Annotated in this window: 17 protein-coding genes, 5 tRNA genes and 3 pseudogenes; 7 read left to right on the top strand and 18 right to left on the bottom strand. The window is 35.7% G+C overall.

The genetic code is table 11. The features are described from left to right. The first annotated feature begins 53 nt into the window (after positions 1-53). Positions 54-659 (top strand): helix-turn-helix domain-containing protein, encoded by a 606-nt coding sequence (locus QWZ06_RS27120; RefSeq protein ID WP_290302253.1) that lies wholly within the window; start codon positions 54-56, stop codon positions 657-659. Positions 660-666: 7 nt separating this feature from the next. Here QWZ06_RS27120 and QWZ06_RS27115 read toward each other — a convergent pair whose 3' ends face one another. The 3 genes from QWZ06_RS27115 to QWZ06_RS27105 are packed head-to-tail and all read right to left on the bottom strand — an operon-like array spanning position 667 to position 4,214. Beyond that, positions 667-1,830: a PepSY-associated TM helix domain-containing protein gene (locus QWZ06_RS27115; protein WP_290302252.1), complete on the bottom strand. Its 1,164-nt coding sequence runs from the start codon at positions 1,828-1,830 to the stop codon at positions 667-669. After that, a complete protein-coding gene (locus QWZ06_RS27110; RefSeq protein ID WP_290302251.1) occupies positions 1,831-3,651 on the bottom strand; it encodes a TonB-dependent siderophore receptor in 1,821 nt (606 codons plus the stop codon). It abuts the gene before it with no gap. Then, on the bottom strand, positions 3,642-4,214 hold the full coding sequence (locus QWZ06_RS27105; protein WP_290302250.1) for a carboxypeptidase-like regulatory domain-containing protein: 573 nt from the start codon (positions 4,212-4,214) through the stop codon (positions 3,642-3,644). The genes QWZ06_RS27110 and QWZ06_RS27105 overlap by 10 nt, the downstream gene beginning before the upstream one ends. A gap of 98 nt (positions 4,215-4,312) precedes the next feature. Here QWZ06_RS27105 and QWZ06_RS27100 point away from each other — a divergent pair, with 98 nt between their 5' ends. Beyond that, positions 4,313-5,299, top strand: coding sequence for a helix-turn-helix domain-containing protein (locus QWZ06_RS27100; protein WP_290302249.1), 987 nt, complete (start codon positions 4,313-4,315; stop codon positions 5,297-5,299). 153 nt (positions 5,300-5,452) lie between these two features. Here the strand turns inward: QWZ06_RS27100 and QWZ06_RS27095 are convergent. From QWZ06_RS27095 to QWZ06_RS27075, 5 genes are all read right to left on the bottom strand, one after another. Then, a tRNA-Leu gene (locus QWZ06_RS27095) sits at positions 5,453-5,536 on the bottom strand. A gap of 49 nt (positions 5,537-5,585) precedes the next feature. Next, a tRNA-Leu gene (locus tag QWZ06_RS27090) sits at positions 5,586-5,670 on the bottom strand. Positions 5,671-5,791: 121 nt separating this feature from the next. After that, positions 5,792-5,875: transfer RNA gene (locus tag QWZ06_RS27085), tRNA-Leu, on the bottom strand. A 6-nt stretch (positions 5,876-5,881) separates the two neighbouring features. After that, positions 5,882-5,957: transfer RNA gene (locus tag QWZ06_RS27080), tRNA-Gly, on the bottom strand. Positions 5,958-5,961: 4 nt separating this feature from the next. Beyond that, positions 5,962-6,043: transfer RNA gene (locus tag QWZ06_RS27075), tRNA-Leu, on the bottom strand. A 179-nt stretch (positions 6,044-6,222) separates the two neighbouring features. On the opposite strand from QWZ06_RS27075, the gene QWZ06_RS27070 reads away from it, so the two are divergent. The 3 genes from QWZ06_RS27070 to QWZ06_RS27060 all read left to right on the top strand — a co-directional run bounded on the left by QWZ06_RS27070 (position 6,223) and on the right by QWZ06_RS27060 (position 8,182). Continuing rightward, positions 6,223-6,600, top strand: a complete 378-nt coding sequence (locus QWZ06_RS27070; RefSeq protein WP_123909572.1) for a DUF3127 domain-containing protein — start codon at positions 6,223-6,225, stop codon at positions 6,598-6,600. Between the two features lie 63 nt (positions 6,601-6,663). Further along, positions 6,664-7,317, top strand: a complete 654-nt coding sequence (gene aat, locus QWZ06_RS27065) for a leucyl/phenylalanyl-tRNA--protein transferase (RefSeq protein ID WP_290302248.1) — start codon at positions 6,664-6,666, stop codon at positions 7,315-7,317. Then, positions 7,304-8,182: a DMT family transporter gene (locus QWZ06_RS27060; protein ID WP_290302247.1), complete on the top strand. Its 879-nt coding sequence runs from the start codon at positions 7,304-7,306 to the stop codon at positions 8,180-8,182. The genes aat and QWZ06_RS27060 overlap by 14 nt, the downstream gene beginning before the upstream one ends. A 432-nt stretch (positions 8,183-8,614) precedes the next feature. Here the strand turns inward: QWZ06_RS27060 and QWZ06_RS27055 are convergent. From QWZ06_RS27055 to QWZ06_RS27020, 8 genes and pseudogenes are all read right to left on the bottom strand, one after another. Beyond that, positions 8,615-9,996: pseudogene (locus QWZ06_RS27055) on the bottom strand (tetratricopeptide repeat protein). 209 nt (positions 9,997-10,205) lie between these two features. Then, complete coding sequence (locus tag QWZ06_RS27050) at positions 10,206-11,177, bottom strand: quinone oxidoreductase family protein (RefSeq protein ID WP_290302246.1); 972 nt, start codon at positions 11,175-11,177, stop codon at positions 10,206-10,208. Positions 11,178-11,537: 360 nt separating this feature from the next. Then, positions 11,538-12,119, bottom strand: coding sequence for a Crp/Fnr family transcriptional regulator (locus QWZ06_RS27045; RefSeq protein WP_290302244.1), 582 nt, complete (start codon positions 12,117-12,119; stop codon positions 11,538-11,540). A gap of 45 nt (positions 12,120-12,164) precedes the next feature. Next, positions 12,165-13,546 (bottom strand): annotated as a pseudogene (gene glmM / locus QWZ06_RS27040) (phosphoglucosamine mutase). A gap of 69 nt (positions 13,547-13,615) precedes the next feature. Beyond that, positions 13,616-14,629 (bottom strand): DUF4421 family protein, encoded by a 1,014-nt coding sequence (locus tag QWZ06_RS27035; protein ID WP_290302242.1) that lies wholly within the window; start codon positions 14,627-14,629, stop codon positions 13,616-13,618. 218 nt (positions 14,630-14,847) lie between these two features. Beyond that, positions 14,848-16,881, bottom strand: a complete 2,034-nt coding sequence (feoB, locus tag QWZ06_RS27030; RefSeq protein WP_290302241.1) for a ferrous iron transport protein B — start codon at positions 16,879-16,881, stop codon at positions 14,848-14,850. Then, positions 16,881-17,135 (bottom strand): FeoA family protein, encoded by a 255-nt coding sequence (locus tag QWZ06_RS27025; protein WP_076551839.1) that lies wholly within the window; start codon positions 17,133-17,135, stop codon positions 16,881-16,883. Before QWZ06_RS27025 ends, feoB begins: the two co-directional genes overlap by 1 nt. A 135-nt stretch (positions 17,136-17,270) precedes the next feature. After that, positions 17,271-18,176 carry a GLPGLI family protein gene (locus QWZ06_RS27020; protein ID WP_290302240.1) on the bottom strand — a complete coding sequence of 302 codons (906 nt, stop codon included), beginning with the start codon at positions 18,174-18,176 and terminating at the stop codon, positions 17,271-17,273. Positions 18,177-18,399: 223 nt separating this feature from the next. Between QWZ06_RS27020 and QWZ06_RS27015 the strand changes: the two genes are divergently transcribed. Next, positions 18,400-18,897, top strand: coding sequence for a DinB family protein (locus QWZ06_RS27015; RefSeq protein ID WP_290302239.1), 498 nt, complete (start codon positions 18,400-18,402; stop codon positions 18,895-18,897). Positions 18,898-18,949: 52 nt separating this feature from the next. On the opposite strand, the pseudogene QWZ06_RS27010 reads toward QWZ06_RS27015, so the two are convergent. Beyond that, positions 18,950-21,659 (bottom strand): annotated as a pseudogene (locus tag QWZ06_RS27010) (carboxypeptidase-like regulatory domain-containing protein). 595 nt (positions 21,660-22,254) lie between these two features. On the opposite strand from QWZ06_RS27010, the gene QWZ06_RS27005 reads away from it, so the two are divergent. Continuing rightward, complete coding sequence (locus QWZ06_RS27005; protein ID WP_290302238.1) at positions 22,255-23,136, top strand: cupin-like domain-containing protein; 882 nt, start codon at positions 22,255-22,257, stop codon at positions 23,134-23,136. Positions 23,137-23,196: 60 nt separating this feature from the next. Here QWZ06_RS27005 and QWZ06_RS27000 read toward each other — a convergent pair whose 3' ends face one another. Continuing rightward, positions 23,197-24,921 carry a M14 family metallopeptidase gene (locus QWZ06_RS27000; protein WP_290302237.1) on the bottom strand — a complete coding sequence of 575 codons (1,725 nt, stop codon included), beginning with the start codon at positions 24,919-24,921 and terminating at the stop codon, positions 23,197-23,199. Between the last annotated feature and the right edge of the window lie 179 nt (positions 24,922-25,100).

Here is a 25,100-nt window from a genome sequence, read left to right as displayed (position 1 = left end):
TTAGCAATCATTTGTTTAAGAATCTCTATCTTTGCAAAAAAGATTAGACAAAAATGAGCTTCTTTGGAACTAATATTAAGAAAATAAGACAGGTTAAAGGATTGAGCCAAAAGGCTTTTGCTGATTTATTTGACTTAAATAGAGGGGTAATAAGCTCTTATGAAGAAGGCCGTGCAGAACCGAAGATTGAAACCATCCTAAAGGTGGCCAATCATTTCAATCTTGATCTTGATAAATTATTAACAGAAATACTACAGGTAAACCAGTTAGCCAGTGTTTCAGACATTGATCAACTGATGCTTTTCCCTGAATTAGCTATTAGTGAAAGAAAAGAAACAGCCAATCAAAAGGGAAATAATTCTGACAACAGCTCTATTCTGCAAAAAATATTAGCATCTGTAGATTTGGTCTATGAATTTACCCCAGAAAAGCAGCTTCTTTCCCCTTATCAGCATGGTGATATTTTATTTTTGAATAAAGCAGATCTGAAAAAAGATCCCAATCATCACTTATTGGCGCTGGTTGATGGAGTTTTAAAATACAACGCCAATACTGAAAATCAGGATCTTTATAAAATTGTAGGCCATGTTTCTACTAGTGAAAAGAACATTTTCACAGATATTTTTGAAAGATTGGAAAGGTTGGAAAAAAATAATTAATCTCTTTCTATGTGGAGACTTTCTTCTTTCTCTTAAACCACCATACCAAAAAACCTGTAATAGGAAGTGAAGCTCCTATGATCGTAATAAAGAAATACAAAATTCTTCCCCATATTCCTCCTAAAGCAGATCCTACATGCAGATCATAATTCAGTTTCTGCACTTTCGTGGCAAAATCTGCTTTGTCAAAAGGTGCTGCATATGCTGAAGTATTAGCAAGTCGAATACCTGTGTTTCTATCATAGCTAAAGCTTTGAAGATCATAAAACTGACGATGCGAGGAATATAAAAATACTCCAATAGTTTCCGTTGAATCTTTAGGGACAGATAAATAATAGCCTTTTGCCTCCACTTTATCTATAGCATCTTCCCAAGCCATCAGCATAGATTCCGGTAATTTTTCCGGTTGGTAAGAGGAAATATTTTTAATTTCTTGTCGTTCTGTGGGGGTTTTACCAAGAGAAGTCGTGAAATACAGAAATTTATTAAACCAGGGAAGCCCATAATACATCCCCGTCATCGAAATAACCAAAAGGATAATCAAGGCATAAAAACCAAAGACATTGTGCAGATCATAATTAAGTCTTTTAATTTTTGCATCCCATTTCACGGAGAAGCTCTGTTTCCGCATGGCTTTTGTCCATTTCTTAGGCCACCATAAAACCAAACCTGATAGTAAAGTAATAAAGAAAATAAAAGTAGAGTAATTGATAACAGGTCTTCCGATATCTGATGGCAGCCATAGAAAGCGGTGTCCTTTTAAAGTCCATTCAAAAAAATCAAATTCCTGTTTAAATGAAGGGTTACGAATCACTTCCCCTGTGTAAGGATTCAGGTGCAAAACAAACCCCGGATTTCTCTTTCCAAATCCTATCATGGCTGCTTTACCGGTAGGTCGCCATACAAAGGATATTTCCTGTTCCGGATATAAAATCTTTGCTTTTACATAAAGATCGGCAGGATTGGCCATTTCTTTTCCCGGAACAGAATCAATTCTTAATTCAGGATTCAGCCAGTCTTTAATTTCATCACGAAAAGACCAGGTAACTCCGGTGATACAAATGATCACAATGATAATCCCGGAAACAAGGCCCAGCCACAAATGCAGCCAGGCTGATATCCTGTAAAACAGACTTCTGTTGTTTTTCTTTTTGGGTTTTCTGGAGTTCATCTAGAAATTATATGAAAGATTAAGTCTGAAATTGATCGGATTTGATGCTCTCCATCCATAGTGAGTATACCCCCAGGCTCCTGGATAGAATCCTACATAATTATAACGATCTGTTAAGTTGTTCACCAGGAATGAAATCTGGTAATGATCCCGTTTATAGGAAACACCAACGTCTACTGTGAAATAATCATCTGGAAGATAAGGATGATCTAAAACGACAGGCCATGCCGCTCTTTTAGCCTGATATTCATAACCAAATGAAAACCCAAGCCCCTCCAGATCTCCTGCAGCAATGGTATATTTCAACCAGGCATTGGTAATGTGTTTCGCTGTTCCATACAGCATTCCTCCAATTTTCTTAGGATCATTATCTTCTGTTACTTTTGCATCTGTATAGGCGTAATTGAAGAGAATACTCCAGTTTTTACTGATGTTTCCATTCAAATCAAATTCAATTCCTTTAGAAACACTTTTCCCTGACTGTTCAAAGAGCCCTGGGTACTCAATTCCGGCAGCCGTCAGCATATTTGTTTTGGTAAGATGGTAAAAAGTAAGATTAGTCATCAATTGCCCATTAAACCAAGTTTTCTTGAGTCCAAATTCAGTATTTTTCCCGTACGAAGGGTCTGCTGTACTGCCATTAAGAAGCTTTCCGGTCTGTTCCTGAAAAGTTTCATCATACAATCCATATACCGTGAATGTTGGAGTCAATAGTCCGGTAATACTGAACCTTGGAGTTACTGCTGTATTTTTAACCTCATTTCCTTTATCAGCTGCACTGGTCTTTATCGTTGAAGTATAGCGAAATCCTGCAGCGATTCTCAATTTATCTTCCAGAAAACGGGCTTCATCCTGTAAATGAAATGAAGTATAAGAATAGTCTGTAAGATAATTCGCACCTCTTTCTCTAAGAGATCTTGAACGGTCATATTCCGGGACATCAGATTTTTTCAAATTGCCATAGACAGGATTATAGATATTAAATGCCGGACCTACTTTTTGTGGAAGCACAGACCAATCGGCTACATAAGACTTCTTTCCCATATCGATTCCCGCAAGAATAGTATGATTGATATTGCCTGTTCCAAATTTTCCTCTTGTAAATACTTGCCCAATTGTGGAAGTATTCAAAGCATCATTGATACTGATTCCACGATCTACATCTCCTTTTTTTCTTCCCTTCACAGGATCGTCTGCCAATGCAATAGTATTATAACTGGCATATAATGATTCCCCTTGCATCTGGGATCGTATATACCCAAACTGACCAGTAATCATCCAATTATCATTAAAATTATGATTAATAGTCCCGTACACATTATGTTCCCATGAACGAGTTGGGTCTATAATGGGATCAGAAAAACTGAATGATCTTTTTACATCTTTAAATCCATCAATCCCATAGGCATATTTAGCAAACCCACCCTGAAAGTTATTCTGCGAGAGAATATACTCCAATGTAATATTAGTATTCTCTGATGCAATATATTTGAAAGACGGGTTGATGATGTATTGCTCATGCTCTACATACTGCTGAAAAGAACCCGATTTTGCTCCCATCAAATTAAGCCTTCCCCAGAACTTGCCATCTTTGCTCAATTTTTTTTCAATATCTGTAGAGGCTCTATACAGGTTAAAACTTCCTAAAGTAAGCTGAACATTTCCTTTCTCTCTTCCTACAGGCTTTTTGGTTACAATATTATAGAAACCTCCGGGTTGTGTATTGCCCATCATAAATCCAGCAGGGCCTTTTACAAATTCTACACGGTCTACAAAGGACATGTCTTCACGAAGAGGACCAAAGCTTCCGCTTACATCCATTCCGTTCCTAAGATTAGAAGCAGAAATCCACGCACAGCAATGCCCACACTTCCTTCTTCCTGATGGGTAATCGTTCGCACTCCACTTACATTTCGGCTCAATCCTTCAGCAGTCGTAAGAATTTGCTGATCATTCAGTAAACGCTGATCAATCACCTGAATATTCTGAGGCGTTACCAAAAGATTTTCCCCTAATCTTAAGGTTGAAGAAGGGATTGTTTTACGGTTTGCGGTAACGTTTACAGCAACAATCTGGTAAGTATCTGTTGTTTGTATAAAATCATGAGTAATACTATCACTTTCCTTTAGTGTAAAAGAATAGGTTTTGATTACCTCCGGATCATCTACTTTAAGTAAATAGTTTCCCGCGGGTACATTATTAAAACGATAAAAGCCATTATCATCGGTATATGTTTCTGATTCTCCGTTATTAAGAATAACTTTTGCAGCTGGAACTGGTTTCTTTTGAGAGTTCATTACCTTTCCTGTAATCTGCGCCGTGCTTTGTGCCCAGATCACTGCAGGAAAAAGCACTGCAGGAAAAAGGAATCTGTTCTTATTCATAAATTGTTATTTAGAATTAGTTTAATTAAATTTACACGGGCAAAATTAGCGGTTGCCGATAGGAAAAACTTTTGAGCCTGGGATAAAGACTTTAGATTTTGGGAGAGATTGTACCAAACCGTACCATAGTAAAGCAGATTTTAGATTTTTATAGCGAAAATCATGGTGGCAGCGTGCCCGAAACTTTCATCAATGAACTTGGAAAGTTTGAAACTTTGACAGTATACGAAGGGGATGAATTTCTGGTAAAAGAATATCAGTTTTCCTATCTTAAAGATTATACAATGAAATTCCGTACTGAAAAAGTACAATATATTGAGTTGTCTTTTTTTCTAGATGGCGCAGACGTTATAAGAGATCTGATTGATGAAAAAAATGGAGAATATAAATTGTTTCATCATTATATTTATTTCACTCCGGAAAATGCAGATGTAGAAATTTACTTCCAAAAAGAAACTCTGTATAAAAACCTGGATATTTATGTCTCCAAAGATTACTTTCATCAATTGGCAGAAAGCAGCCATGCACTACAAAATTTTATATTTAAAATAGACCAGAACCAGCCCGCCAGTTTATTTCCAGAAGGGCTGCCTATAACCCCACAAATGATGACTATCTTATTGGAAATCAAAAAATGTAATTTGGAAGGGTTCTACAAAGATTATTTTATTAAAAGCAAAATCCTAAGCCTACTCCTCCTCATTTTTGAATTTGCAAAAAATCAGGAGAATGAAACTGAAACGAAAAGCAAGACCTCTATCAGCACCTCTGAAATTCACATTCTGATGGCGGTAAAAGAATTTATAGAAGGAAACCTGAAGTCGTTTTATACTATTGAGCAGCTTTCTATAAAATTTGGAATCAATGAGTTTAAATTAAAAAACGGCTTTAAAGAGCTGTTTGGCGATGGGGTTTTCCATTATGCTTCAAAGCTTAGAATGAAAGAAGCACTTTATTTACTTAAAAATTCCGATTTTTCCATTAAAGAGATTGCCTATCATTTGGGATATGCCTCGCCTTCGTCATTTAGCGTAGCATTTAAGAACGAAATAGGGGTTGGGCCTAGTTATTACCGAAAGAATTAAAAAGAATAAAACAAAGAGCTTTCTCATTCAATTTAGATTCAATCACACCGATGTTATTGGCATTTTCTAAACGAATGTATAACAGTATGATGTTATCAATCGTTTGTATACAAAAACAAAAAACCCTCCGTATTCAAAATACAGAGGGTTTTGTACCCCAGACGGGACTTGAACCCGTACGTCCTTGCGGACACAGGATTTTAAGTCCTGCGTGTCTACCAGTTCCACCACCAGGGCTGGTGTATGGTACAAAAAAAGGATTTGAAAGCAAATCCTACTTTTTATATGGTGCGGATGAAGGGACTCGAACCCCCACGCCTCACGGCACCAGATCCTAAGTCTGGCGTGGCTACCAATTACACCACATCCGCTGGTTATATTGATCTGTTTTCACAGATTCAAAATCAATTCTCTTACAAATATAAGAAATTCTATTAAAGAACACTCTCTATATAAACAAAAAACCCTCCGTAGCAAATACAGAGGGCTTTGTACCCCAGACGGGACTTGAACCCGTACGTCCTTGCGGACACAGGATTTTAAGTCCTGCGTGTCTACCAGTTCCACCACCAGGGCATGGTGTGGAGCGAAAAACGGGATTCGAACCCGCGACCCCAACCTTGGCAAGGTTGTGCTCTACCAGCTGAGCTATTTTCGCATAGTGCGGATGAAGGGACTCGAACCCCCACGCCTCACGGCACCAGATCCTAAGTCTGGCGTGGCTACCAATTACACCACATCCGCTGGTTTTTTTGTATTGTAAGTTTTAAAGAGCTTGCTTCGTTTTTGTGAGTGCAAATATAGGACAATTTCCTTTACCTCCAAACTTTTTCAGGAAAAAAATTAAAATTTCCAGATTTTTTTTCAGCAGCACCTATTATTACATTTCATTTTCTTACTTTTACATCGTTAATAATTACGATATGGAATTACAAGGAACGGTAAAGAAACTTTTTGAAACTCAAACATTTGCAAGTGGATTTCAAAAAAGAGAGTTGGTTATTTTAACTCAGGAACAGTATCCACAGCCGATAAACATAGAATTTTTGTCTGATAAAATTAGTTTATTAGATAACATTAAAGAAGGTGAGAACGTAAAAATAGGAATCAACATCAGAGGTAGAGAATGGGTTTCTCCACAAGGTGAAACTAAATACTTCAACTCGATCACAGGATGGAAAGTAGAGAAAGTTTTTGATAATGGATCAGAACCTACTCAGGCTATGCCTCAGCAATCAGCTTCTCCTGTTTCCAACGAGAATCCGTTTGCCGGAGACGATGATGATGATTTGCCTTTCTAATTAAAGAATTAAGATCAAATATAAATCCTGCTTTTTTATGAAGTAGGATTTTTTTTCTAAAAAATGGTTCGATTAGACGAAAACGAGATTTCATTTCCTGATCCGGAGGTGTATGATGGCCACGATGGGCTTATTGCTTATGGCGGAGATCTGTCTGTAGAGCGCATTTGGTTCGCTTATCAATTAGGTATTTTCCCCTGGTATAATCCTGGCGAGGAAATTTTGTGGTGGTCTCCCGATCCGAGATTTGTTTTAATCCCTGATGAAATAAGGGTTTCCAAATCGATGAGAAAGATCTTAAACAGAAATATTTTCACTTTTTCTGAAAATAAAAACTTCAGAGAGGTTATTAAAAACTGTCAGCAAACCGAGCGCAAAGGCCAATCCGGAACATGGCTTTCCGATGAGCTGATGGATTCTTTCATCAAGCTTCATGAATATGGCCTGGCAAGAAGCATAGAAGTGTGGCAAGGTGAAGAACTTGTAGGGGGATTTTATGGCTTACAGATCGGAAATGTCTTTTGTGGTGAAAGCATGTTCGCTAAAGTTAGTAATGCCTCAAAAGCTGGGTTTATTCACTTTGTGGAAAGGAACAAAGAACATATCGAATTAATTGATTGTCAATCTCATACTGAACACTTGGAAAGCTTAGGTGCTAAAATGATTCCTAAGAAAGAATTTTTAAAAATCCTACACGAAAACAATGAACGCAGATAAAGAAAAATGGCTTCTTCTGGCCATCCTTAGTATTATTTGGGGATCTTCTTTTATTTTGATCAAAAAATCGCTGGATCATTTCAACCCATATCAGGTAGGATCATTGAGAGTCCTTATTGCAGGTATTATTTTGTTACCGATTGCCATTTCCAATTATAAACTTTTTCCGAAGAAACATTTAAAATGGCTTATTCTGGCTGCGTTTACCGGAAATTTCATTCCCATGTTCCTGTTTCCAATTGCAGAAAAGGAGGTCACCAGTAGTATTGCAGGAATCATCAACTCTATGATGCCTATTTTCGTTATTATTGTAGGTGCATTGGTGTGGAAATTTGAAACCACAAAGAAACAGATCATTGGTGTATTAATAAGCTTTACAGGAGTCTGTATTCTTGCTTTTGGTGGTGGTGACAGCGGTGAACTTAAGATAATACCGATTTTATTACTGTTGCTGGCCACTTTATGCTATGCTGTGAGTACAACAACGGTGAAATCAAAGCTTATGGAGGTTTCTTCCGTCGTTTTATCTTCATTTATATTTTCTTTTGTTTTAATTTTCCCTTCTCTTATTGCACTTACCAGTACAGGATTTTTTTCAGAATTTAGTTTTTCAAAAGACAATATGCTGGGACTTATGTTTGTCAGTTTGCTTTCCATTTTCGGAACTGGACTTGCCATGACTATGAATTATCGATTATTAAAAGTATCCACTCCGCTTTTTGCTTCAACGGTTACTCTTATCATGCCTATTGTAGCCATTATTTGGGGGATCATTGATGGCGAAAGACTAAGTATTATGCAATTTATAGGAGCAGGAATAATTATTGCCGGATTGATCTTTTTAAGAAGCAATCCGAAAAAATAAAGAAGGGCTGGAAGCTGGGAGAAGTAGGCTGGAAGTTTATTTTGGTTGTATAATTCACTGATTATTTTCTAATCAATTTTATTTTAACACAGAGTTCGCAGAGAATTTAAAAAATGTTGTTTATAAAATGTTGGCGTTTTACTTAGCGATGTTCGCATTCTTTGCTGAACGGAGTGCCCTTACGCACAAAAGATATCCATCTAATCTTATACTCCTTTGCGTATTCTTAGCGTTTAAAAATAAAGTAATCACAATCTGAATTCCGGGTCATTAATAATTCTTACTTCGAAACCATCTTAAAAAGAGATTAAATAGAGTGAACAACAATTATTCATATCTTTCTTTTTCAGATACCTATTTCAAGCTTACAAATACATTTATCAATAAAAAAAGCCTGCATTTCTGCAAGCCTTTTCGTTATTTGGAGTACGTTTAATTCTTTTTCTTCACTCTACTCACTTTCACCTTTTTTACCTCTTCTTTGATGAAAGGATATTTTTTCTGCATATCCTTTACCAGAGACGGATCCAGTTCTAAAGCTTTCTGAAGTGATTCTATTCCTTTATCCTGATCTTTCAGGTTGAAAAAACAGTTGCTTAACTGATAAAATAGCTCAGCTCTGTTATGATGTCTTATTGCTGCATTTAAAACAGTAACAGCTTCTTCATATTCCCCTACAAGCATCAATACTTCTGAATAGGCATACCAGTTATAAAATCTTGATGGCTCAGCATCTACCAGTTTTTTAAGACAGGCAAGACTTTCTTCAAATTTCCCCGAATCAATGAACAGGAATGCTAATCTCTTTTGATAATCAAGATTATTTTCATTCAACTGCGTTGCTTCTTTAGCAAAATGAAGTGCTTCTGACATACCGCCCATTTCTTCATATAAATAAGACTGCTCCATCATCGCCAGATAAAATTGAGGGTCTTCTCTGAGCGATTTTTGAAATGAATTTAAAGCTAAAATAGGTTGTTTTAATGCTTTATTACACAATCCGATTTTATAAAAAGTAAATGCTTTGGTATATTCAAGTTCTAGCATTTCTTCATAGGTCTCAATTGCTTTCTGATATTGACCCATCGCTTCATAACAAGCAGCTTTATTAGCATATACTCCTACAGAATTTGAATTGATGGCTAATAGATAGTCATATCCTTTTATCGCCTCATCATAGTTCTTTCTGTTGAAGTAGAATTGTCCGTATTCAAACCATGCTGTTTCGGAATAAGAGAATTCATCTAAATATTCATTAAGAAAGGCAATCGCCTCCTCACTCTTATTCAAGTCACTGAAACACACCATTGCATTTTCCATCGAATATTCATCGGTAGGATCTTCTTTAAGTGCTTTTCTGTAATGTTTAAGAGCGTTAAAGGGATCTCCCAGGTTTACATATTCATCCGCAATAAAGTTGTGAAGGAAATTTTCTTCTTCCTCCAACGTAAGGGCTTTTTTACAGATTTCAATGGATTTTCTAGGATTACCCAGGTTCGAATAATACTTGGCGTAACAAACTAAAAAATCTGTATTCTCCATAGAGGAACCTTTCAGCTCGTCGATAAGATCTTTCGCCATATTGTATTCTTCCCACTCCAGAAGAATTTCAAGTCTTTGATCTTGATATCTAATGAATTGGGGTGAAGCTTAAGCCCATAATTAACAGCCATATCAGCGTAATTAAAATCACCCAGCTCCAAATAATAAACAATGATATCTTCCAGCTCCTCGGTATCGAAGTAGAATTCGTCATTGTTTTCCATCATTTCTTCGAACTTTTTTACAAGTTCATTTCCAAAATACTCTTCCAATAGTGTCCTCTTCGTCGGCCCAATGCCTGAATTTACTTGCAGACCTCGGCAAACTTTATTAATTAATAATATATCTGAAACTGATATTCAAATATTTATGCAAAGTTGCAACTTTTTTTCGAAATATCCATTTCATAAATTTCTATTATAAAAATAGTAAAAAAAGAAAACCAATAAAAGAATTGTGGATAAAAAAATGGAAATTGGGGTTAAATTTTTATTACGAGCCTTTTTCCGGTTTGTATCTCATTATTCCAAGCAGTTTCGATATCTTTTATATCCACCTCTTCTGTCTCTATTTTTATTTTTCCTTCTATGGCAGCCTGAAACATTTCCGGAATAATTTCTGAAAATAATAATGCTGACTCTTCTTTCGTCCAGCTTCCCAAACCTGATCCTGAAATCTGAATATCTGTTGCTCTGAGAATCTGTGATGATAACTGAATGGTATCACCACTCATCCCGCCTATTGTAATCAACTTGGTTTTATGGGAAAAGGTTCCATCTCCTTTAAAGGCTGATAAAATCATTTCCACAGAGTGTCCCCAGATATAATCAATGACAATATCAATAGGACTTTCATTATGAATTTCTTTGATTTTCTTTTTAAAACCTTCATCACTTAGCTGCAAAGAAACAGCCACATCTGCTCCCAGTTCACGAAGTGCCTGCAAAGAATCTTCATTTCTTCCGGTAACAATAATTTTTGAAGCACCATACACCTTGGCGATCTGAACCGCTATTCTACCTGTAGTTCCGGTTGCTCCATTGACCAGAACAACGCTTCCCGGTTGTATACCTGCTTTGAATTTTAATGCCATCGCCGATCCCATCACTGCATTGGGAAGTGCTGCTGCAATAGAAAAATCAAGTCCGTCAGGAACTTTCACCATCATTTTCTTATCTGCAAGGGCTTTTTCAGCCACCGTTCCTTTTTTACTGAAAAAATATACTTTTGTCCCGTCTTCGAGCATCCCTACTCCATCTGAACCTACAACGGTTGGCTGATGAACTTCATTTTCTGTAGAATAGTGCTTTCCACTGGCTCTTGCCTTATCCAGATTTTTAATGGATGCTGCCTTTACAGCTACTAGGACTTCTTTTTCATTTGCTACTTCCGGTTCCGGAAAATCTGCATATTGAGGAGCGCTTCCTTTTTCAAATACGACTGCTGCTTTCATTACTTTAAATTTTTATACAAAATTATGGCGGAGAAAATGGAGGGACGATAACATTTGTTATCAGTTAGTGAAGAATGGAAGCTGGAAAAGGGAAGCTGGAAGTTATATGAGTCGTAAGTACTAGTGAAAAGGATTAAAACGCAAGGTTCGCTAGGTTCTTTATCATGCTGTTTTATTTTTCGTTCGCAAGGGCGCTTTGCTCAGCTAAGAAGACGAACATCGCTAAGTGAAACGCCTTTTCGTACGTTTTATGAGCATCATTTTTTAATTCTTTGCGGCTGCGTTAAAATCTAATTCATTTGTTCCTTCATCTGCATATCGTCTGTGAGAACTTCCATCTTCCAGCATCCTTCTTCCAGCCTAAGAACTCTCCCCTTTCAATATCTTAGCCTTTATTCTACTGAGGTGTACTGTTGTAATTCCTAAATAGGAAGCAATATAATGCTGGGGGACTCTCTTAATGATTTCCGGTTTTTGTTGGGTAAGCTGAATATAGCGCTGTTGAGGAGTATCTTTTATGAAGGAAAAGAAATGTTTCATATAGTCGAAGGTTCTCTCGAAAAGGGCATCCATAAAAAACGTTCTCATTTCAGGATTTTCATAAATCTCTTCCAGAAATGCTTCTACATCAGGTTTTTTAATTTTATACAAAACACAGGGTTCCACCGTTTCAAAGGAAACCATGCTTGGTAATCCTTTTTTAAAACTTTCCAGGGAAGAAAACATTGTATTTTCCAGGAAGAATTGGAAGGTAACGTCTTTACCATCATTATTATACCAGGCTCTTACAATTCCTTTTTCCAGATAGAAAGCATTAGTGGAAATTTCACCTTCATTTAAAAGCAGGGTTTTAGCAGGAACTTCTATTCTTTCAAAGCTGCCTAAGAATTTTCTCCATTTCTCTTTGGGAAAGGGAAATCTATTTTTGATATGTTCAAACATCCGGGTATAAAAAAAGAACGGAACAAGTCCGTTCTTATATATTATTTAGATTAAAGTTTTAATCTTAGCGATGATATCATCTCCTAATTTATCAGCTTCTTCCTGAGATTTTGCTTCCGTATAAATTCTGATGATTGGTTCTGTATTGGATTTTCTTAAGTGAACCCAATTGTTTTCAAAATCTATTTTCACACCGTCTACTGTAGAAACGTCTTCATTTTCATATTCTTTCTCCATTTTGCTTAGAATAGCATCTACATCAATTTCCGGAGTCAGTTCTATTTTCTTTTTACCCATAAAATAGCTTGGATATCCTGCTCTTAATTCAGAAACCGTCTTATTTTCTTTTGCTAAATGGGTAAGGAATAAGGCTACTCCTACTAAAGAGTCTCTTCCGTAGTGAAGTTCCGGATAGATAATACCTCCGTTTCCTTCGCCACCGATTACAGCGTTCTTCTCTTTCATTAAAGTCACCACATTCACTTCTCCTACTGCACTTGCAAAGTATTCTGAATTGTGTGATTGTGCAACATCTCTCAAAGCACGGCTTGAAGAAAGGTTAGAAATTGCGGCTCCGTTTTTATGCTTTAACAGGTAATCTGCAACAGCTACCAATGTATATTCTTCACCGAACATTTCTCCTTTTTCATCAATCAGGGCTAATCTGTCTACGTCCGGATCTACAACAACTCCAAGGTCTGCATTTTCTTTTTTCACCAATTCACAGATGTCTCCCAAATGCTCTTTTAAAGGTTCGGGATTGTGTGGAAAATGTCCTGTTGGTTCACAATATAATTTAACGGTTTCACAACCTAACTTATCTAATAACATTGGGATAGCAATTCCTCCTGTAGAGTTTACAGCATCCAATACCACTTTAAAATTTTTAGCTTTGATGGCCTCAACATCTACCATTGGTAAATCAAGAATTTGTTGAATATGAATATCAAAAGCATCTTCTCTGGTTTCATATTTTCCAAGGTCATCTACTTCTGCATAGTTGAAGTCTTCGCTTTCTGCCAAAGCAAGTACATCTGCTCCATTTTCACCGGTGATGAATTCTCCTTTTTCATTCAAAAGCTTAAGCGCATTCCATTGTTTGGATTGTGAGAGGCAGTAAGAATAATACCTCCGTCTGCTTTAAGCTCAGGAACCATTATTTCAACAGTAGGGGTTGTAGAAAGCCCTAAATCTACTACATTGATTCCTAATCCCTGTAATGTTGCTGTTACCAGTGAAGAAACCATTTGTCCTGAGATTCTGGCATCTCTTCCGATAACAAGAGTTAAGTCTTTTTTATTTTTATTATTCTGAAGCCATGTTCCGAATGCGGAAGCGAATTTTACCACATCTAATGGTGTCAAGTTATCATTTACTTTTCCCCCTATGGTTCCTCGGATTCCCGAAATAGATTTTATTAACGACATTCTGTTTTATTTCTTATTGATTAGTGTAATAATTTATGCGAAACAAAGATACTTAAAAAGACATTGACCTTATAAAACAGGAATCTTTTTTTGAACTTTATCATACGTATCTTTCACAACTCTCGGAGGGGCAAAACGATAGCCAATATACAGCAAACCATACAGACTATTGTTCTGTATGGTTTGATCTCTTTTTTGATTATAAGCATAGGCACTGAAATTCATTTTTCCACCGAATAGAAAACGGTCTGTATTATATCCTATATGAAGCCCACCTTCCATTCTTAGGGTCAGGTATTGAACATTCTTTACCAAATCATCCCCAAAAACATTGCGATAGGTTGAAAATTTCCCTCCAAGTCCGAGGGCAAAATAAGGGGCTATATTTACATTTTTCCCAAGCACCCAGTTGTAGAAATAGCCCATATTAGCACCTAATTTATACTGTGTTTCTTTGGCATTCTTATCTTCTACTTTGTTTCTTAAAATGGTAAGGTCATAATCCAGAAAAGGAACCCAGCTTCCACTGCTTTTCTTTTGCCATTCACCTTGAGTGTAGATGCTTCTTGCGGAAAAATTTTTATTCAGAATATAGGCGGTAGAGCCTCCAAAGCTTTGTATTCTTAAGTCTGGGAATTGCATATAAGGATCTCCTTCCTTCCAATTGGGAAAGATATCTTTCATATTTTCAATATAAAAGCCTTTGACGTTTTTGTAATACAGGTTCTGGATCAGTCTGTTGGGAAAAAATCTGACACTGAAATCGGTATAAGAACTATTCCCTTTCAGGTCGTTATCTTTATTTCCTGCAAAGAAATGGGGTGCAAAGGATATCGTAGCACTTATGATCCTATAATCTATAGAAAAAGAAACTTTTGTTTTATTATTGATGGAGAAAACCTGTTTTTTTTCATTTCCTTTTTCTCCTTCTGTAAAAATATAGCTTTCAATATTGGTGTCCAGATTGGCACGAATCATTACCTGATCTGCGTAAGACTTTATGTCTGTGGTATCTCTTTGCGCATTGACTTGGATAGCCAACAGGACAAACAATACAACAAATACATCTCTTGTAAGACTCAATCTGGATATTTTAAATTAAAAAAATGAAAATACTACATTTTTTTCAATTATCCAGTGACATTCATGTTAAGAACACCCGCAATCTTTATCGCAGCCTGATCTTTTGGAACTGAACTTCTTAGGAGCAAAATTCTTTTTAAACACTTTGAATAAAGAGTAACAAGCAAATGCTACTAATAAAGCAATCAGTACGTATTGAAAAATTAATGAAGAATCCATTACTTTAAAATTTGATATACTATCATCGACACAAAATATGCCAAACCTGTCATCATAGCTACCTGAAAGCCTGTCCATTTCCAGCTTTTGGTTTCTCTATAGACTACTGCAAGTGTAGACACACACTGCATTGCAAATGCGTAGAACAGAAGAACGGAAATTCCTGTTGCAAAACTGAAGACTTTTTCTCCGTTTGGTTTTACATCTCTTCTCATCTTATCGATCACTTTTACCTCCGGAGCATCATCTTCAAGGCTGTAAAGCGTTGACATGGTCCCTACGAAGACTTCTCTTGCTACAAAGCTGGTCAGGATTCCTACTCCCATTTTCCAGTCGTATCCTAACGGAGCAATTACGGGTTCTATTCCTTTACCCATTTTAGCAAGGTAAGAGTGATCTAGTTCAACATTTGCAGCAACCATTTCATTAGGTTGTTGTTTAGGGCCGAAATAGCTTAAAAACCAGATAATAATACTTACAATAAAGATTATTTTTCCAGCTCCGGTAATGAAGTCCCAAACTTTCCCCAACACCATTTTGAAGTCATAGCCAAAAAGTGGTTTTTTATAAGCAGGAAGATCCATTACCAAATAGGTCTTTCCGTTTTCTTTAATAAATCTTTTCAGAATAGCTGCAGAAAATAATGCGACTAAGAATCCTAACAGATACATCCCCATTAGCACCAAAGCTTTATATTTTATTCCTAAAAATGATCCTTCTGAAATAATCAATCCGATGATGATACTATATACCGGAAGTCTTGCTGAACACGTCATAAATGGTGTTACCAAAATCGTCAGCAATCTTTCTTTAACATTCTCAATGTTTCGAGTAGAAATAACAGCCGGAATTGCACATGCTGTTCCCGACACCAGAGGAACTATACTTTTCCCATTCAGTCCAAAAGGACGAAGAAGCCTATCCATCAGGAAAACGACTCTTGCCATATATCCAGAATCTTCCAATAAGTAAAGGAAGTACAGTAAAATTCCGATTTGTGGTGCAAAAACGACAATCCCTCCAATTCCCGGCACAATTCCATTTGAAATTAAAGAGTTAACCGGTCCATCTGGAAGATGTTCTTTTGTAAAGGCCGAAAACCATGAGAAGAAACTCTCGATCCAGTTCATTGGATATTCTGCCAGGAAGAAAACACTTTGGAAAATGACCAATAGAATCAACATAAAAACAACATATCCCCAGAATTTGTGTACCAAAACTTTATCCAGTTTCTCTGTCAACAATTCTTTAAACTGAGGTTTTTTAGAAATTACATTCTCCAGTATTTTATCTACATTTTGATATCTTCGGACAGTTTCCTGAACTTGTAATCTTTTAGGCACTAGACTCTTAGACTCTGATTCACTGATCTGATTCATTACAGATTCCAGCTTTCCAAGATCCGTTCCCATTGAAATGCTCATCCAAGCTTTATACTCATTATCAAAACCTTTGTGAGACTTTATTTTCTGAAGAAAATCTTTGTGCTCATTAGGGGTTTCAAAGGAAGCTTTATCTGTTTTTACAAATTCGCTATTGAAAACGGCATCTTTTACTTCATTGATTCCAATCTGCTCTTTAGCATTGGTTTGAATAATCTTAATGCCTAATGCTTCTGAAAATTTTTGAATATCTATTGTAATACCTCTCCTTTCTGCTTGGTCAATCTGATTGACAATCAAAATCATAGGAATCCCTAGATCCTGAATCTGCTGAAACAAAAGAAGCCCTCTTTTTAAACTTAATGCTTCAAGAATATAAACAACTCCTGCATAGTTCTCCTGCTCATCAATAAGGTATTTTGAAAAAATAGCCTCGTCCTCTGAGCTCGGATACACGCTGTAAGAACCCGGAAGGTCAATGACTTCAACATCTTCATTTTTATAGGTATAGTTTCCCGAATGGCTTGCAACGGTAACACCAGCATAATTTCCGGTTTTCTGCTTTTTGTTACAAAGTGCATTAAAAACCGTTGATTTTCCTACATTCGGATTCCCAACTAAAAGTATCTGTTTTTTCTTGTTTGCCTGCATTAATTCAATTCTTCAACAATGATATAATCTCCTTCTTCCTCACGAAGAGCAATCCGGCTTTTCTCTGCTCCAAACTCCACATACATCGGTCCATTAAATGGAGCCTGGTACAAAATCCTGAAAACAGTCTCCGGAAGGAGCCCCATTTCAATGATTTTATTAGGCATTTTCAGATGGTCATTATCATATCCCAATATCTTTCCCATTTTATTTTTGGGAAATCCACTTAATTTATGTAATTCTTTCTCTTTCAAAGCCCTAATTTTTTAGTAGTGCAAATATACGCTATTTAAATTTAATCTAAATAACGTTTAGCCTATAAAAAAATCAACCCAAACACATTGCTGTACCTGGGTTGATTCGGAATATAATTTAGTTGATATGAATGCTTATTTTTTCTTTTGAGCTGAAGAAGGCTGTCCTTTTTCGATAGGGTTATCATTAGCATTATAAAAGTCTTTGTAATGCTTTTCCTGCTTTTTCATCATGTCGCCAATTGTTCCGTCCATACCTGGAATTGATTTCGACATCATTTCCTGTGTCATCATTGGACGTACGGAAGCAAATGGGTCTTTCTTGAAATCACTGAATGTTTTTTCAAATTTTTCTCTTGACAGTTCGTTCACTTTGGCTGAGACATTCATAAGATTGTCAGCATAAGAAAGTTCTGTATAGTCTTTTACTTTTTTATTTCCTTGTAATATCCAGGAATAGTTTTTGTCGGCATCTTCAATCTTTACAATAAGCCCTGGTAATCCATAGAATTTATAGGGACCATCCTGAAAAGGAATATCTGTGCTAAACCAGGCTGTCCAAGTTCTTCCGCCAAATTCAGTAGTTGCTTTTTGAGCATTATACTCCCCAATTTTTTGCTTATCGCTGAGAATGTTCCAATTGAACTTTAAGTCTTCACTATATCCAATAGTGGTAGGCGTAAAACCATTAGCCACTTTATCGACATATTGAATTTTCATCCCCGGATAAAACTTATATACTTTTGAGGTAATCTTTGGAGCTTTTAAAGACTTTGAAAGGTCTTTCATGATCCCTGCTTTTTTCATTGCTTCTATTTCCACTTTCATGATAGAATCTTGTGAAATAATGGTATAATCCTGATAAATGGATCTGTTTTTATCCGTAATATCCAGAATGGTAATTACCTTATCCAACTTCGCGGAATCTTTCTTCGGCTTAAAAGTCAATTCATAAAAGAATCGGTTAGCCGTTTCTTTACCATCCTGAGCGTTGGCAAAGGCAAAAAGTGCAATAAGAAATACTGAAAATAGCTTTTTCATTTCTCGATTTTATTAATTAGTAATCACGATTGATAATTTGTTACAGTTTTTTTCAATTTATTTTTCTACAAAAAACAGAATGAGGAGGATTAGAATGAAAGCGAATAGTAAATGAATAATAATTTGTACAAAAAAATAGAGGCGGTGGCAAAAAATTATGATTCTCTTACAACATTTTCAGCGGTAAAAGTTTTACCTTTAAGTTTCTCAAAAACAAAATATTATGGATACTTTATCACAATTTAAAAATGAGCTGGAAGCTGAATATCAGACGACCAGAAAATTCTTTGAAACTTATCCTGACGAAAAAAATGACTATGCTCCTCATGAAAAAAGCATGAAAATGTTGCCACTCGCCACACACATCGCAGAAATTTTTGAATGGCCAAATACCATGCTCACTACTTCGGAGCTTGATTTTGCCAATGGGGATTATCAGCCTAAACAAATTTTTACCCGTGAGGATCTTCTCCAAACCCTTGATCAGAATTTTAAATCCGGGAAAGAGGCTCTTGAAAAGGCTCAAGAAAATGATCTTAATGCCAGCTGGGCATTAAAAAACAACGGCCAGGAATTAGCAAAATGGTCTAAATATGAGTCTATTCGTCATGCGTTAAACCAAATCACTCATCACAGGGCACAATTGGGTGTTTATTACAGAATCAATGATATTCCTTTACCGGGAAGCTATGGCCCTTCTGCAGATCATCAAGCCTTTTAAATCTTTTATATATCTCAACAAAAAACCAATCCGTTCGGATTGGTTTTTTTATTTATTTAAAGTTGAATTTTACGGTAAGCATTACCTGACTAGGACGGAGCTGCATTGTTGTTTGCTCAATCGTTGCATCTTTTACGCTCACTTTTTCAAACACTTTTCTGTCTGCAATATTCATCCATTTTAGTTCGAAATCAACTTTTTTCTTAGTCCAGCTGAACTGATAGGATACGTCAAAAAATCCATTGTTGAATTTTGTGTCCCCCAATTTTGAATTGATCTGATCCCAATAGAAACCAAGCGTATGACCTTCCAAAGGATAGAAGAATACATTTAAATTGTGTGTATAGCCTTCAACTTTTCCTAAGTTTCCCGTCAGATAAGCATTTGATTGCTTACTCCAGGTTTTAGTAGCATTAAAGTCTACACTCATCCATGAGAAATAAGTATTATTAAATTTAAATCCTAGTGTATTTGCATCGGTTTTATTATCAATTAAATCCGCATTTCTTATCAACTGTGATTTTGATAAACTATTCGTGAAGTTAAAAGAAGCATTGGTTTTAAATTTTGGAAAATACTTGCCAATTTCTGCATAATAGCTATTGCTTGTTCTTTTGTTTTCACGTTCGATATATTCAATTACACTGAATCCTAACTCATTGACAACACTTGATGCCAATAAATTGTTTTTAGCATCACTTAATCTATACCCTACATTAAAGAAGAGATTATTAAGCGGGTTTCTGTACTCCAATCGAACTCCCCCATTTTTCGTGGTTGTCTCAGGTATTGGATTTTTAGGATTCATTACATTAAATCCTCCCGGACTTGTCAAAATATATCCTGCATATGCGGTTTGTATATCTCCAAAATTATTGGTGATTCCTCCGCTCATACTTGCTTTGAAGAAAGATGCAAAGGAATATTGTGCAAAAATATTAGGTGTAAAGGTTACTTTATTTAAAGACTTTGAAACATTTCTGAATTCATCTTCAGCTTTTATATTATTAAAATTAACCGGGAAACTAGAAAATAGACTCCATGATTCTGATTTATAATTAATTCCAACGGAAGCAGATGGGTTAACTCTAGTAAATTTCAAATTGTTTTCGTAAGCTGGGCTAGTGAAATCTGGTTGATTATTATTAGTAATTCCATAAAAATCGGTGGTTAATTTATCTGAAGAAAAGTCAATTCCAACTTGCGGCGTAAATGTCCATCCCTTCGTAGAAAAACTAATATTTGCAGAATGCGATGTATCTAAGCTTTTAATTCTAAAACTCTGTAAAACTGAACTTCCCGGAGTAAATTGAATGGTTGAAAATTTTGTACTATCCGGGGCTTTGTAAGGAAACTTTAAATAATCTGCTGGTGTAATTTCCAATACCTGTTTATCATCCTGATAACTGACATAAGATTTAAAGTTTACCATTTTTTCTTTCCAGGGGATGATCGTACTCAAGGAGTTCTGGAATGATGACGTTGGAGACTCTAGCGCCTCATTCCCAAATCTATATCCTGTTTTGTCATTTCTCTCTGCAAAGGCTCTGTCTGCGTTCCAAAACTGAGAAAATGTAGTTGTATTTTTGAAGAATCCCTTTTTTGCATTTTTAGTAAAGATTAATTCTCCTTTTAATTTATCCGTATAAAAATGATTCAAAAACCTCGTATTATACTTTGTTCCTTGTTGAATATCCGTAGTGGAAGTATTTGATTCTCTTTCCACCGCGTTATTTGTATAATTAGCGTTGGCTTTAAGTTCCCATTCTTTTTTCTTATCAATATTGGTAAGGTAATTGGCAGAAAGATAGTGCACACTGTTCAATAGATATCTTTTTACCGGAAGATTGGGTGTCTCAGCATTTTCAACACTTAACCAATTATTTTGAGAAACATTACCCCTTCTTCCTTCCCAGCTATTTCCAAAGGCCAGAATATTTCCTTCATTTTCCACCTGCTCGCCCATATTATTGGTTTTGTAATTGACTACCCACTGGCTTTTCTGTCCGAAAAACATAGGCGTAAGCTTTACATTCCAAAGCCATGGTTCTCCAAAGCCTGTTCCTACTTCACCACGACCCGTCATCGTTACAGAATTCTTCAGTTTGATATTGATCGCTGCTTGATCTGAAGGTACTTTATCTTGAAGGATCTTTACTGGCTGGTGATTTTCAAGAACTTCTACTTTTTGTACAGCGTCTTTGGGCAAAGAATTGTTGATCGTACCATAGCCGCCTTCCATAAGATCTTTTCCGTTAACGTAGAATTTATTGATTGCATTTCCCTGATAAAGAATCGTGCCGTCTGTATTCACTTCAATCCCCGGAATTTCTTCATTACATCAGCTAATGTTCTGTCATTCTTACTATTAAATGCTTTAAGATCGTAGGAAATGGTATCCCCTTTTGCAGTGATCATTTTGGTTTTTAGCTGAACTTCCTTAATTTCTGTAGCTTCAGATTGCATTTTAAAATTCAGGGTCTGATCGCTGTTGCTGATCTGCTTGGTAAGAGGTTTTTGATTAAACGCTTTTACTTTAAGATCTACATTGGATTCCGGAGAGGTAAAGTAACCTTATATTCTCCTTTGGAATTGGTAATTCCATAGGCAAGAATGGCATCTTTACCGGGTTCTTCGATGGTGACACTCGCACTTGGTATCCCTATCCCATCATCATCCGTAATTTTTCCGGAAATTGTTTTCTGAGCAAAGATGAACACTGTCATGAAGAGCATCAGAAATAAGGAAATATTTTTTTTCATATTCACTATTTGATTAATTAGTTAATCATTGTAGTTTTTCGTTACACTTTCTTTAAAGATATATTTTCGTTATAAAGGTTAAATCTCATGGATAAGAAAAAGCAACGTTGTAATGATCATAGCTAAAATCACTACAGATTGAATAATTAAAATTTAATACTCTCAATTTCAACATGTTGAATAAAACATAAAAAAAGTTCTTTTTTTTAAAAAAATAAAAATTATTCTTGGGGGCATTCGTTTTTAAAATTTAAATTTAAAAATATATCCCTATTTATTGAATTGTAATCATGTAACGATCTTTTATCCTTTAATTTATCCTCTTTTTGCAAAAAGTGTCAGTGAAATAAAAATAATATCTTCGTATCAGAATGGATTTTTATTCATCTATTTTGTGTTTTTGCCCTGTAATTCTATTGCAGGGTATTTTTTGTGTTTTTTTGTAAAAAAATAGACGTTTTAACATCAATTTTAAAATATTAATATTTTTATTTAGACTAAATAATAAAATTAAATATGAGACATAGTTAAAAAAAAATTTAAACACACGTTCGTAAATATTTATTTAATAATTTTGTAACATAAAATTTACAAAATGGGAATTATTTTAAAGCCTATAGATGTTGTAGATGATATTTCTAAAGAGGAATTCTACGAAAAATATCTAAAGCCAAGAAGGCCCGTTGTCATCAAAAATATGGCAAAAAAGTGGCCTGCTTACCAAAAATGGACGATGGAATATATGAAGGAGGTTGTAGGAGATGTGGAGGTCCCGTTATATGACAGTTCAAAGGCAGATCCTTCTGCTCCCATCAATTCTTCTGCAGCAAAAATGAAATTCGGAGATTATATAGACCTTATTCAGAGAGAGCCTACTGATCTTAGAATTTTCCTGTTTGATCCGATAAAATACGCCCCGAAACTTCTGGAAGATTATATTTCGCCTAAAGAACTTATGGGAGGATTCCTTGATAAATATCCGAATATGTTCTTTGGTGGAAAAGGTTCTGTGACCTTCTTACATTTCGATATAGATATGGCGCATATTTTCCATACCCATTTCAACGGAAGAAAGCATATTCTTCTTTTTGATTATAAATGGCGTGAAAGATTGTACCAGATTCCTTATGCTACTTATGCTTTGGAGGATTATGATATTGAAAATCCTGATTTCACAAAGTTCCCGGCACTGGATGGTGTAGAAGGTATTGAATGCTTCCTTGAGCATGGAGATACATTATTTATGCCTACAGGATGGTGGCATTGGATGAAGTATTTGGATGGATCTTTCTCTATCTCACTAAGAGCCTGGGATAAGTCATGGGCTGTGAAAGCACATTCTTTATGGAATCTTACCGTACAGCGTAAATTTGATGACATCATGAAGTCTAATTTCAAAAGGCAATATATGGACTGGAAGGAGAAGATGGCCATTAAAAGAGCTGAAATTGCTTTAAAAAGAGGCTTACCAAGATAAATAAAAAAGACGTTTCAAATGAAACGTCTTTTTTTAGCTTATTATTTTATTTTCAATTATTTACAAAATTCTATATACCGGATACTGTCTGAATGTTTTCTCTTCAAAGTAAGGAGAGTGCCTGTAGACCCAATCTAATTGAGCTTCTCCATCTTCAGATAGTTTTTTGTCTGATTTTTTAGCGGTTTCAAAGGCAGCTTTCAACTTTTCATCTTTTTTCAGCAGCTCGGCAGCGGTATCTTCAAAGATATAGGCTGAATAATATTCTTTCTGAGCCAGAATCCCATCGAAAAAATTCCAGTTAAAAAATGAATCCAATGCTTCGGGCTCAAGAGTTTCTATAATATATTTAACTCCTGGTTGATGAGTAGATACTATATAATCTCCTGCCATAAATGCTTGGTTCTTTTTGGAAGGATCTACTGTGGTTTCAAAATGCAGATAATGTCCTTCGTAAGGGTTCTTTACGGTTTTAAAGTCTTTGATCTTATAGGATTCTACGGCTATGGTACTATCTTTCTGAATTGGCTTCATTTGAATTCCGTTTCTTTTAAATTCTTCAAGTACCCTGTATTGCGATTGTGGAATGACATAATACTTAGGAATGGTAATATATCCCGTGGGAACCGCTGTGGTAAAAAGTTTTATATTTTTGGTAAAAGGTTTATTTCTGTCATAGTACAATCTTGGTTTCCCAGAAACTTCACTCGGCTTATATTTTCCCTCATAGCCTTTAAAATCCATCGTCGTGTATTGAGTAGAATCTATTTTCCAACGAATACCATACTGCTTTCCTGCCTGATATTGTTTAAGGTTTTCCAGACGAAGCTGCTTTATTTTCTGATACTCTTTATCGAGATTCTGTAGATTCACCAACATGTATTTGTAAGTAGCATCTACTCTTTTATCATAAGGCTTCAGCATATGGGTTTCCGGAACGGTTCCCAAGGAATTGAATAAGGTAGTGTATCCCGTGGAATATCTTGGGGAATCTTCAAAAGAAGCAAAACCAACTTCAGGAATATCACCATGAATGTTAACATACGGAGTACTTTCATATCCCAATTTCTTCATCTCCTCAAGGTTTTTAGCCTGATAATCATTATAAAAATAAGCTCCTAATGTATTTCCTAAACGCTCTTTAAAAGTTGAGATATAGGTAAAGGTATATTGATAATCTGCTCCATTGCTGACATGATTATCAATGAAAACGTCTGGTTTCAGCCATTGGTAGATTTCCTGAAAGCTTCTGGCATTTTTAGAATCTGCTTTGATGAAATCCCTGTTCAGATCATAATTCCTGGCATTTCCTCTGAATCCGTATTGTTCCGGGCCATTTTGATTGGCTCTGGAATGAGATCCTCTGTTCAGCATACCACTGATATTATAGGCAGAAATAGCAGCAATAATAAAGTTTTGTGGTGTTTTAATTTTCTTTGTTGCCAAATCTCTCATCAGCATCATGGTCGCATCAATACCGTCCGGTTCACCCGGATGAATTCCGTTGTTGACAAAGAGAATGGCTTTATCTTTTCTCAGTTTTTCAGGATCTTTTTCAGGAAAAGGATTGTAAACCACTACATAAATGGGTTTTCCGTTGTCATCTTCTCCCTTTTTAAGGTATTGAATGGTACTAAAGTTTTTAGCTAAATCCTGGTAATAGGCATTCATTTCATCATAAGTAACGGTTTGATTACCATTTCCTTTTTCAAAAGGAGTCTGAAATGTCTTTTGTCCAAATAACAAGGAAGAACTTAGGGTAAGCAGCAGGTATTTCAGTTTCATTGTTAACATAATTTTCAGGATTTAAAATTAGGTAATATCGTTGGAGCAGAAAAGAAAAATAGTAAAATGAGATGGTTTGATGTGGTTTAAAACAATAAAAACCTTATAGGTTTTGGAAGCCTATAAGGTTTATCTTATATTGAATATTATTCCTTACAAATAATGATAATATAACTGAA

It is taken from the genome of Chryseobacterium tructae (genome assembly GCF_030409875.1).
Taxonomy (GTDB): Bacteria; Bacteroidota; Bacteroidia; order Flavobacteriales; family Weeksellaceae; genus Chryseobacterium; species Chryseobacterium tructae.
The sequence above is the reverse complement of the archived record's forward strand: the minus strand, read 5'-3'. Positions and strand labels throughout refer to the sequence as shown.

What these genes read in the sequence shown, in the direction of transcription:
- QWZ06_RS27120 (WP_290302253.1), top strand. Translation starts at nt 54, where the DNA reads ATGAGCTTCTTTGGAACTAATATTAAGAAAATAAGACAGGTTAAAGGA.
- QWZ06_RS27115 (WP_290302252.1), bottom strand. Translation starts at nt 1,830, where the DNA reads ATGAACTCCAGAAAACCCAAAAAGAAAAACAACAGAAGTCTGTTTTAC.
- QWZ06_RS27110 (WP_290302251.1), bottom strand. Translation starts at nt 3,651, where the DNA reads ATGGATGTAAGCGGAAGCTTTGGTCCTCTTCGTGAAGACATGTCCTTT.
- QWZ06_RS27105 (WP_290302250.1), bottom strand. Translation starts at nt 4,214, where the DNA reads ATGAATAAGAACAGATTCCTTTTTCCTGCAGTGCTTTTTCCTGCAGTG.
- QWZ06_RS27070 (WP_123909572.1), top strand. Translation starts at nt 6,223, where the DNA reads ATGGAATTACAAGGAACGGTAAAGAAACTTTTTGAAACTCAAACATTT.
- aat (WP_290302248.1), top strand. Translation starts at nt 6,664, where the DNA reads ATGGTTCGATTAGACGAAAACGAGATTTCATTTCCTGATCCGGAGGTG.
- QWZ06_RS27060 (WP_290302247.1), top strand. Translation starts at nt 7,304, where the DNA reads ATGAACGCAGATAAAGAAAAATGGCTTCTTCTGGCCATCCTTAGTATT.
- QWZ06_RS27050 (WP_290302246.1), bottom strand. Translation starts at nt 11,177, where the DNA reads ATGAAAGCAGCAGTCGTATTTGAAAAAGGAAGCGCTCCTCAATATGCA.
- QWZ06_RS27045 (WP_290302244.1), bottom strand. Translation starts at nt 12,119, where the DNA reads ATGTTTGAACATATCAAAAATAGATTTCCCTTTCCCAAAGAGAAATGG.
- feoB (WP_290302241.1), bottom strand. Translation starts at nt 16,881, where the DNA reads ATGCAGGCAAACAAGAAAAAACAGATACTTTTAGTTGGGAATCCGAAT.
- QWZ06_RS27020 (WP_290302240.1), bottom strand. Translation starts at nt 18,176, where the DNA reads ATGAAAAAGCTATTTTCAGTATTTCTTATTGCACTTTTTGCCTTTGCC.
- QWZ06_RS27015 (WP_290302239.1), top strand. Translation starts at nt 18,400, where the DNA reads ATGGATACTTTATCACAATTTAAAAATGAGCTGGAAGCTGAATATCAG.
- QWZ06_RS27005 (WP_290302238.1), top strand. Translation starts at nt 22,255, where the DNA reads ATGGGAATTATTTTAAAGCCTATAGATGTTGTAGATGATATTTCTAAA.
- QWZ06_RS27000 (WP_290302237.1), bottom strand. Translation starts at nt 24,921, where the DNA reads ATGAAACTGAAATACCTGCTGCTTACCCTAAGTTCTTCCTTGTTATTT.